This window comes from Agrobacterium sp. D14 (assembly GCF_001526505.1).
Taxonomy (GTDB): Bacteria; Pseudomonadota; Alphaproteobacteria; order Rhizobiales; family Rhizobiaceae; genus Agrobacterium; species Agrobacterium leguminum.
Genome location: NZ_ASXX01000028.1, coordinates 24,498 through 33,776, shown reverse-complemented (window position 1 = coordinate 33,776; position 9,279 = coordinate 24,498). Strand labels below are relative to the sequence as shown.

At 60.7% G+C, this 9,279-nt stretch carries 7 protein-coding genes and 1 pseudogene; 1 reads left to right on the top strand and 7 read right to left on the bottom strand.

Features of this window, described 5'->3' with window-relative positions; genetic code table 11:
- Nucleotides 1–166: 166 nt before the first annotated feature.
- The 5 genes and pseudogenes from recJ to L901_RS16440 form a co-directional block, all read right to left on the bottom strand.
- A pseudogene (gene recJ / locus L901_RS16460) lies at nucleotides 167–1,968 on the bottom strand (single-stranded-DNA-specific exonuclease RecJ).
- A 100-nt stretch (nucleotides 1,969–2,068) separates the two neighbouring features.
- Nucleotides 2,069–2,293 carry a hypothetical protein gene (locus L901_RS27460; protein WP_003524853.1) on the bottom strand — a complete coding sequence of 75 codons (225 nt, stop codon included), beginning with the start codon at nucleotides 2,291–2,293 and terminating at the stop codon, nucleotides 2,069–2,071.
- Nucleotides 2,294–2,480: 187 nt separating this feature from the next.
- Nucleotides 2,481–3,791 carry a homoserine dehydrogenase gene (locus L901_RS16450; protein ID WP_035260791.1) on the bottom strand — a complete coding sequence of 437 codons (1,311 nt, stop codon included), beginning with the start codon at nucleotides 3,789–3,791 and terminating at the stop codon, nucleotides 2,481–2,483.
- A gap of 60 nt (nucleotides 3,792–3,851) precedes the next feature.
- The gene (locus tag L901_RS16445; RefSeq protein ID WP_059758717.1) at nucleotides 3,852–5,072 is read right to left on the bottom strand and encodes an LL-diaminopimelate aminotransferase; all 1,221 of its coding nucleotides are present in this window, start codon (nucleotides 5,070–5,072) and stop codon (nucleotides 3,852–3,854) included.
- Between the two features lie 302 nt (nucleotides 5,073–5,374).
- The gene (locus tag L901_RS16440; protein ID WP_059758720.1) at nucleotides 5,375–6,334 is read right to left on the bottom strand and encodes a nucleoside hydrolase; all 960 of its coding nucleotides are present in this window, start codon (nucleotides 6,332–6,334) and stop codon (nucleotides 5,375–5,377) included.
- 184 nt (nucleotides 6,335–6,518) lie between these two features.
- Between L901_RS16440 and L901_RS16435 the strand changes: the two genes are divergently transcribed.
- Entirely contained in the window at nucleotides 6,519–7,322 is an 804-nt protein-coding gene (locus tag L901_RS16435; RefSeq protein ID WP_031233909.1) for a TSUP family transporter, read from the top strand.
- A gap of 49 nt (nucleotides 7,323–7,371) precedes the next feature.
- Here L901_RS16435 and L901_RS16430 read toward each other — a convergent pair whose 3' ends face one another.
- Nucleotides 7,372–8,067 (bottom strand): hypothetical protein, encoded by a 696-nt coding sequence (locus L901_RS16430; RefSeq protein ID WP_020810296.1) that lies wholly within the window; start codon nucleotides 8,065–8,067, stop codon nucleotides 7,372–7,374.
- Nucleotides 8,068–8,346: 279 nt separating this feature from the next.
- Nucleotides 8,347–9,276, bottom strand: a complete 930-nt coding sequence (locus L901_RS16425) for a lipid A biosynthesis lauroyl acyltransferase (protein WP_059758713.1) — start codon at nucleotides 9,274–9,276, stop codon at nucleotides 8,347–8,349.
- Nucleotides 9,277–9,279 lie beyond the last annotated feature (3 nt).

Sequence of the window (9,279 nt, the reverse complement as noted above, 5' to 3'; positions counted from 1 at the left end):
GTTCGACTCCCCTAGGGCGTGCCACTTGCTTCTCCTTTAAAATCAGCTGCCTGCACAAAAATCTTCACGCATCGCGTAAAGAAGTCTCGTTGTGCCTCATCCACTCGCCTGGGCCGGTGTCCGGTGAAATTCCAAGATAGCTGGAAGGCCCTGTCAGTGCGCAAAGTCAGGGCGCGAAAGCCGCGTCCAGAACGCGCAGTTGAACGCGCCTCTGGCCCTGCCAGAGATCGGCGCCCACGGTGCCGGCGACGTGAATATTCCGGCCACGCGCATTCAGCAGCATCTGCCCCAGAGGCGCTTCTGCGGCGCGGAACGCAATGCCGTCCAGCCGCGAGCCGTCCATGGCTTCCAGCGTGATCTTGACGTGAGCTGTACCCACAAGCCGCACATCGCGCAGACGATGCGCCGGCACGGCAAAGATGGGCTGCGAATGACCGGAGCCATATGGACCGGCCTGCTCCAGCTGGTCAACAAGCTGCAATGTCGCGCCCGACGCGCCGATAGCGCCGTCGATCTTCAGCACGCTGCTTTCCACCAGCTCGTTCACGGTCTTTGCCGCCACTTCCTCGAAGAAAGTCCTGAGCTTGCCGAGATTGGCGCGCTCCACCGTCAGGCCGGCCGCCATGGCATGCCCACCGCCCTTGACCAGCAAGCCGGCCTCCACGGCGGCGCGCACCATGCGCCCCATATCGAAGCCGTTGATCGAACGGCCGGAACCGGTGCCCTTGCCGGAGGGATCGAAGGCAATGGCGAAGGCGGGACGGCGGAAGCGATCCTTCAGACGCGAGGCAAGCAGACCGACAATGCCGGGATGCCAGTTTTCACGCGCAGTCACGATGACGCCCGCACCCGAGCCGTCGCCATATTCGAACAGCGCCTCCGCTTCGGCTTCCGCCAACATGGCCGCTTCCATAGCCTGCCGCTCGCGGTTCAGCTCATCCAGCCTCTCGGCAATGACTTCGGCCTGCGAAGCATCGTCGATGGTCAGGAGACGGCTGCCGAGCGCAGCGTCGCCGAGCGGCCGCCGGCATTGATGCGCGGCCCGATCAGGAAACCGAAATGATAGGGCGTCACGGGCCCGCCCAGCCCCGCCTTCTTGAACAAGGCAGCAAGCCCGGCATTGTTCATATGGCGCGCGGCAATCAGCCCCTTCACCACATAGGCGCGGTTGAGCCCCTTCAGCGGCACCACATCGCACACGGTGGCAAGCGCGACGATATCGAGAAGCGACAGCAGATCGAGCGTGAAGGCCTGCCTGTGCCGCTTCTCTTTCAACAGCCGCAGGGTGGCCACCAGCACGAGGAACACGACGCCGGCGGCGCAGAGATGCCCCTGCCCAGACAGATCGTCTTCGCGGTTGGGATTGACCAGCGCCACGGCCGGCGGCAGCTCCGTGCCGACCTGATGGTGGTCTATCACCACGACATCCGTTCCCGCATCTTTGGCAGCCTTCAGCGATTCATGGCTGGTGGAGCCGCAATCGACCGTCACGATCAGCGTCGCACCATTGGCGGCAAGCTGCTGCATCGCCGCCGGGTTCGGCCCATAGCCCTCGAAAATGCGGTCGGGAATATAGATTTCCGGTGTCAGACCGAAATGCGCGAGAAACCGGTACATCAAGGCGGAGGAAGCAGCGCCGTCGACGTCGTAGTCGCCAAAGATCGCCACCTTCTCGCCTGTCTCGATGGCCCGCACCAACCGCTCGGCGGCCTTTTCGCAATCGGTCAGCACATGCGGATCGGGCATCAGGGAACGAATGGTCGGATCGAGGAACGCCAGGGCGTCATCCACACCCACACCGCGCCCGGCAAGCACCCGTGCGATCAATTCGGGGATGGCGTGGATCTGGGACATGGCCAGCGCGCGGTTCTGCCCGGCCTGATCCAGCCGCGACACCCAGCGCTGTTCTGTCGCCGACCGCTCCACGCTTAGAAACGCGCGGGCCACGGTATCGGCCGGCTCCATCATTGCCATCCTGTCCATTCATCCTGTCATGCGCCCAATCGCGCTTTAAAACGGGCTAAATGGCGATGGCGCGTTTTTCAAGCAAAAACGCGCTTATGAGGATTCACACCGAAAAAATCGAGAAAAACGGGCTGACGATCGAGACGGCGCCAACAAGCAGCAGCAGCGAGAACACGGCAAGCGAACACCAGTTGCGCTCATGCTCCCCCATATCGAATTCCATGCTGCGAATATTGTCATTGGCATTGTGAGGCCGCGCCCGGTGATGGGCGGCCGCAACGCCTGCGCGCTTATTGTCCTTGAACAGGATGATCGATGTCACGGCCACGCCTCCCTCGCTTGGTGAACAGGATTAACCATAGTGCCGAATCGCCTTGTTTTCCAGCGCTTCCGACGCCGTCCCCCCAAATTTTATGGGCGCGAGACTACCGGCATGATGCAGGCAGCCATAGAACGAAAAACCGCGCCTCCATCCGGAAGCGCGGCCCTCGATAACATCAAGATGACGAAGCGTCTCAGGTGCGCTCGATGCGGATGACCTGCGGCTCGCTGACGAGATATTTCTCGTTCTTGATCGCTTTCACGGCCTTGCGGATCGCATCTTCCATCGTCGCGTGGGTAACGAGGATGATGGTCTGCGGCGCGCCTTCCACATGCACGCGCTGACGCTGCACGATGGATTCCAGCGAGATGTTGTTATCCGCCATGCGGGTGGCGATGGAGGCGAAGACGCCGGCCTGATCCTTCACCGTCAGGCGAATGAAATAACCGCCCTCGTGGCTCTTCATCTTGGCGCGGCGGTATTCCGTCAGCGATTTCGCCGGACGGCCGAGAACCGGCACCTGCTGGGCGCCCGGACGGCTCTTGGCGATATCGGCAATGTCGCCCAGTACGGCGGACGCCGTGGCGTTGCCGCCCGCACCCGGGCCAACCATCAGCAATTCGCCGAGAATATCGGATTCGATCGCCACCGCATTGGTGACGCCATCCACCTGGGCGATAACGGAATCGAGCGGCACCATGGTCGGATGCACGCGCTGCTCGATGCCGGATTCGGTCACCTGCGCCACGCCGAGAAGCTTGATGCGATAACCGAGTTCGGCGGCCGCCTGAATGTCCTCGCTGGAGATATTGGTGATGCCTTCCAGATAGATGTCATCGGCCGAAATCTTGTTGCCGAAGGCAAGCGTCGTCAGGATGGCGAGCTTGTGGGCCGTATCGTTGCCCTCGATATCGAAGGCCGGATCGGCTTCGGCGTAACCCAGCCGCTGCGCTTCCTTCAGACAGGCCTCGAAGGACAGCCCTTCCTTCTCCATCTTGGTCAGGATGTAGTTGCAGGTGCCGTTCATGATGCCGTAGATGCGCGACACATGGTTACCGGTCAAGGATTCACGCAGCGCCTTGATGACGGGGATACCGCCGGCCACCGCCGCTTCGAAATTGAGAAGCGCGCCCTTGTCTTCGGCAATGGTCGCCAGTTCGACGCCGTGCTTGGCCAGCAGCGCCTTGTTGGCTGTCACCACATGGAGACCGCGTGCAAGTGCGGCACGCACTGCATTTTCCGCCTGGCCGGAAGCACCGCCGACCAGTTCGACGAAAACGTCGATCTCGGCTTCGCTCGCCAACTGCTCCGGCGTGTCGAACCAGGTAATACCCGTGAGATCGATGCCGCGGTCGCGCGAACGGTCGCGCGCGCTCACCGCAATAATCTCAATCGCGCGTCCGCAGGTAATCGCAAGTTCGTTGCTTCTCTGCTGGAGGATGCGCACGAGCGAAGCGCCGACAGTGCCGAGCCCCGCTATGCCGATTCTCAATGAATCTGCCATGGGTATGTTCCTGATTGCTGTTGATGGTGGCGGCCGGGACCCGGCCGCCTTGGGTTGCCCTTATCTGTGGGCGTTGAGCGAAACGACGTTATGCATCGTTTCGTCTGCGCTCGACAGGAAACGCTTCAGATTGCGCGCTGCCTGACGAATTCGATGCTCGTTTTCCACGAGCGCGAGACGGACGTAATCGTCGCCCATCTCGCCAAAGCCGATGCCGGGAGCAACGGCGATATCTGCCTTCTCGACCAGAAGCTTGGAGAATTCCAGGCTGCCGAGATGGCGGAATTTTTCCGGGATCTTCGCCCAGGCGAACATCGTCGCCGCCGGCGGCGGAACTTCGAAACCGGCCTTGCCGAAGGTGTCGACCATCACATCGCGGCGGCGGCGATAGACATTACGCACTTCGGCGATATCGGAACCGTCACCGTTCAGCGCATGGGTCGCCGCGACCTGGATCGGCGTGAAGGCGCCGTAATCGAGATAGGACTTCACACGCGTCAGCGCCGCGATCAGCCGCTCGTTGCCGACGGCAAAGCCCATGCGCCAGCCGGGCATGGAGAAGGTCTTCGACATGGAGGTGAACTCCACCGCAACGTCGATTGCGCCCGGAACTTCGAGAACCGAAGGCGGCGGATTGTTTTCGTCGAAATAGATTTCCGAATAGGCAAGGTCGGAAAGCACGATGATCTCGTGCTTCTTCGCAAAGGCGATGACGTCCCTGTAGAAATCGAGCGAAGCGACATGCGCCGTCGGGTTCGACGGGTAGTTGACGATCAGCGCCAGCGGCTTCGGAATGGAGTGGCGCACGGCGCGCTCCAGCGGTCCGAAGAAGCTGTCATCCGGCTCGACATTCATCGAACGGATAACGCCGCCCGCCATCAGGAAACCGAAGGCATGGATCGGATAGGTGGGGTTCGGACACAGGATCACGTCACCCGGCGCAGTGATGGCCTGCGCCATATTGGCGAAGCCTTCCTTGGAGCCGAGCGTGGCGACGACCTGCGTATCGGGGTTCAGCTTCACGCCGAAACGGCGGGCATAATAGGCTGCCTGCGCGCGGCGAAGGCCGGGAATGCCCTTGGACGAGGAATAACGATGGGTGCGCGGGTCCTGAACGACCTCGCAAAGCTTGTCGACGATGGCCTTCGGGGTCGGAAGGTCGGGATTGCCCATGCCGAGATCGATGATATCGGCCCCGGCCGCTCGCGCGCTCGCTTTCAAACGGTTGACCTGTTCGAAGACGTATTGCGGCAGACGCCGGACCTTGTGAAACTCTTCCATCTCTTTCCTCATGGGAATGGACCGGTTCTGCCGGCCCATAACGAAGGTTCGTTTTTTGTTGTTAAACGCCGCCGACACGAACCGACCCGGCAGGCGTTATTCATTGTAGCGCAAAGCACGGGAAAACCTACAAGGCTTTTCTCGGCCCACGCCGCATAGCGGTGATCCGCCCGTCCTTCCGGCACGGCCTTCTCAGCCCCGCCGGCAAGGCGGATCGCGCACTATGATCAGGGAACTTGCATAACGCCAGATTCTTGGAAAATGCAAGGCAAGCCATGCTCAAGAACGGCCATTCCTGCCCTTCAGCCGCGCTCACCCTTCACAATTGCCGCGCGGATGACCGAAAGCACGCGCTCCGGCTCGATATCCGTGCAGATGAGCTGGCTCGGATGCCCGTCCCAGTCGCCCGGCGGAAAGGCGCGGCCATCCGGCTTCTGGATCGTCTGGCCGTCGGCAAGACCGCCGCAGACCACACGCACCGGGCCGCTGCGGGTGGTAAACAGTTCCGGCGCGACGAGATAAACGCAGGCGCAGCTGTCATGCACCACCATGCCGTCGCCGGTGCGGGTCTTGTAGAAATCGATATAGAACTGCGACAGGTCGGAAAGCAGCTGCACGGGCTTGCCGCCGGCCTCTGCCATCTCCGCCATGAAGGCGCTGGTCATCACGGTTTTCGTCGTCACGTCCAGACCGACGACGACAACGCGCCAGGGTGCGGTGAAGACGAGATCGGCCGCTTCCGGATCGCCGTGAATATTGGCCTCGGCCGCCGGCGAGACATTGCCGTTCATATCGAAGGCGCCGCCCATGACGATCACCTCCTTCACCAGCGCCGCAAAATCCGGCTCCTCGCGAAGCGCCAGCGCCAGATTGGTCATGCGGCCGACGGCGATCAGCGTCACTTCGCCGGGGTTGGCCTTCACCGTCTCGATGATGAAGCGATGCGCCGGGCGCGGATCGAGCGGCAGATCGATGGTTTCAGGGATATCGATATCGCCGAGGCCGTTTTCGCCGTGGATAAAGGTCGGCCAATGGCCTTCCTTGCGGGCGGGATCGAAGGTCACGCCGGCGCCTCTCGCAACCGGTGCGGTCATCTGCCATTCCCGCTTGAGGAAGAGCGCATTACGGGTGGTGATATCGATGGGGGCGTTGCCGAAAACCGTGGTGACGCCGATCAGATCGATATCGGGGTGACGGTGCAGGAACAGAAGCGCCATGGCGTCGTCTACACCGGGATCCGTATCGAATATCACTTTATGCATAATGCCCTCATCCATATGTCTTCAAGCGCCATCCGCTTCTGCCGGCGACGCGCCACGGAAACATAACGATAAGCGGCAACACCGCAATCCCCCCGCAGGCGGCATATCATGCAGAAAAATATTGCGTGGCGGTCTTTTCAGTGAAAGAAGAAGCCCTCTCCCGCCGCCTGCCCGGATATCCCCAGTGCAAGACATCGCCCTCAACGTATTTATCGTCCTTTTCTGCGTCGCCATCTTTGCCGGCTTTATCGATTCCATTGCCGGCGGCGGCGGTCTCATCACCATTCCGGCGATGCTGATCATGGGCATTGCACCGCTCGATACGCTCGGCACCAACAAGCTGCAATCGCAGTTCGGCTCTGCCTCCGCCACCATCGCTTATGCCCGGCGCGGCCATGTCAATCTGAGGGAACAATTGCCCATGGCCGTCATGGCCATGCTTGGCGGCGGGCTCGGTGCGGTCACCGCCGCCTTCGTGCCGTCCGACCTGCTGCGCACCATCATGCCGTTCCTGCTGATCGCGATTGCAATCTATTTCGCCTTCAAGCCGCAGCTTAGCGATATCGACAGCCATCGCCGCATCACACCCTTCGTGTTCGGCTTCACCGTCGCGCCGCTGGTGGGCTTCTACGACGGTGTTTTCGGCCCCGGCGCGGGTTCCTTCTACATGCTCGCCTTCGTGGCGCTTGCCGGTTTCGGCATGTTGAAGGCAACCGCCCATACCAAGCTTCTGAACCTCGGCTCGAACTTCGGCGGTTTCGTTGTGTTTGCGATAGGTGGTGCGGTTTTATGGAAACTCGGCCTCGCCATGGGCGTCGGCCAGTTCATCGGCGCACAGATCGGCTCCCGCTTCGCCATGAAGAACGGCGCGAAGATCATCCGCCCGCTGCTGGTGCTTTCCTGCCTGGCCATGGCGACGAAGCTCCTTGCGGATGCATCATCCGCATGGTCCATCGCCGCGATATGGGAAACCGTGTTCCCGAAATAGCCGGAAACGGCAAAGCCGGGAGAGTGTCGTCAGAGACCGGCGCCCGCCGTCACGCCGTGGCGCGACGTCTGCGATCGGCAATTTCCCGGATCACCACCATGGCGCCCACGAGCTTGTAGGCGGAGGAATAGCAGGGGGACATTTCCAGCGACTTCACGATGGTCCGGCCGTTCTGATCTTCCGCATAGGTATATTTCGACGTATCGCCCTTGAAGCAATTGTCGAGTTTTTCCCGAAGGTCGTTCTGGAAGCGGTGGACGCCGACGAGTTCGGCAATGTGGCAGCCGACGAGCCCTTCCGGCGCATTGCGCTGGAAAGCGTCAAGCGCATTGGCAAAGGACACGCGGTAGCCGGGAGAAACGATGACCACCGGCTCGTCCAGATCGTTGAGCATGTCCTCATCGAGGATCAGATGGCGGTGATGCCATTCCAGGGTGTCCTCGTCCTCGTCACCGATGACCTTGGCCTTAGGCGGCATGCCAACATAACGGTCGACCAGGGTTCTCAGAAGCTCGGAATTGCGCTGCACGCAGCCGAGATCCTCCGCCTCGTGGTTCAGGAGGTCGATGGCGAAACGGAACTGTTCGCGAATATCCTCGGAGTTTTCAGTCTGACGCCCGACGACCCGCTCGAGAAGCTGCTCCAGTTCACGCTCCAGCACTGCGATCTTGTCGGCTTCGTTTTTACCAACGGCAGATTGCAGTTCCGTATAACGCAGCCAGAACAACTCAATCAAATCTTTCAACCCAACTCTCCCTGAACGGGCATAACCCGGTTCCCAATGCGAACGGATTAACCCTTTGCCCCCTGATTATAGCGTCTTTGCGCTTAAAAATGACGTAACGAAACGCAGGAACGCCGCGAGGATTGTTGTCCAAAATATCACAGCAGCCGCCAATTTTTCAATTTCGATAATCCATGAACGAAAAATGAGGTTCCGCTAATATGGAAAAACACCGAAACGCACGGTTTCCCGGCCGAATTTCGTGAAAATCGCGGAAAATCCGGCCGCACGGCAGTCACCTCAAATCTGGTGCTTCACGTCCCAGCGGTCGTGATACCACAGCCATTGTCCGGGGTATTCGCGCACCCAGCTTTCCACCTTGTCGTTCAGAAGCTGCGCCGTCGCCTGAATGTCGACATTGCCCTTCTCATCGCGCGGAATTTCAACCTTGGGCTCTATTTCCAGCCTGTAGCGATTGTCGGGAAGACGCACGCAACGGGCCGGATAGACATCGCAGTTGAACTGCCGCACCAGCTTGGCAAGCAGCGGATTGGTGCGGACTTCAAGGCCGAAGAACTTCGTCGTCAGACCCTTGCCGAACTTCTGGTCGACGAGCACGCCGACACCGCCGCCCTTTTCCAGCTGCCGCGCAAGCGCGAAAGAGGAACCGGCGTGCGACGGCACGAGATTGCCCATGCGCTCCTTGCGGAAATTGAACACCTTGTCCGCCACGAAAGGATTGTTCGGCGGACGGAACAGCACCGTTACATCGAGACCGAAAGCCGAGCCGGCCACCGGCAGCAATTCGAAATTGCCGCTATGGGCGGTAAAGACGATGAAGGGCCGCGGATTGTCGCGCAGCTCGAGGAAGGTCGGAATGCCCTCGACCTCGATGCGGCCCGGTTCGTTCTTTTCCGGATCGAAATCGAACAGCCGGTCGAGAAACACATACTCCGCCGCAAGCCGGCCCATATTGGCCCAGCTATCCATGGCGATCTCAAGCCGCTCCTCCTCGGATTTCTCCGGAAAGGCGCGCGCCAGATTATGGAGCATCAGCCTGTGGCGGCCGGTTTTCGGCCCCACCCAGCGCGCCAGCCGGTCGGCGGCGCGAATGCCCGCATCGGCGGGAAAAAGCTTCAGCAGGTTGAGAAGGCCGAAGGCGAATGTCGCAATCAGCCACTGCCGGAAGTGGTCCAGTTTCAGGACAATCCGTGTCAGGAACAGCTTCAAGAT

Excerpts from the sequence above, each read along its gene's own strand:
- L901_RS16450 (WP_035260791.1), bottom strand. The coding sequence starts at position 3,791 with ATGGCAGATTCATTGAGAATCGGCATAGCGGGGCTCGGCACTGTCGGC.
- L901_RS16445 (WP_059758717.1), bottom strand. The coding sequence starts at position 5,072 with ATGGAAGAGTTTCACAAGGTCCGGCGTCTGCCGCAATACGTCTTCGAA.
- L901_RS16440 (WP_059758720.1), bottom strand. The coding sequence starts at position 6,334 with ATGCATAAAGTGATATTCGATACGGATCCCGGTGTAGACGACGCCATG.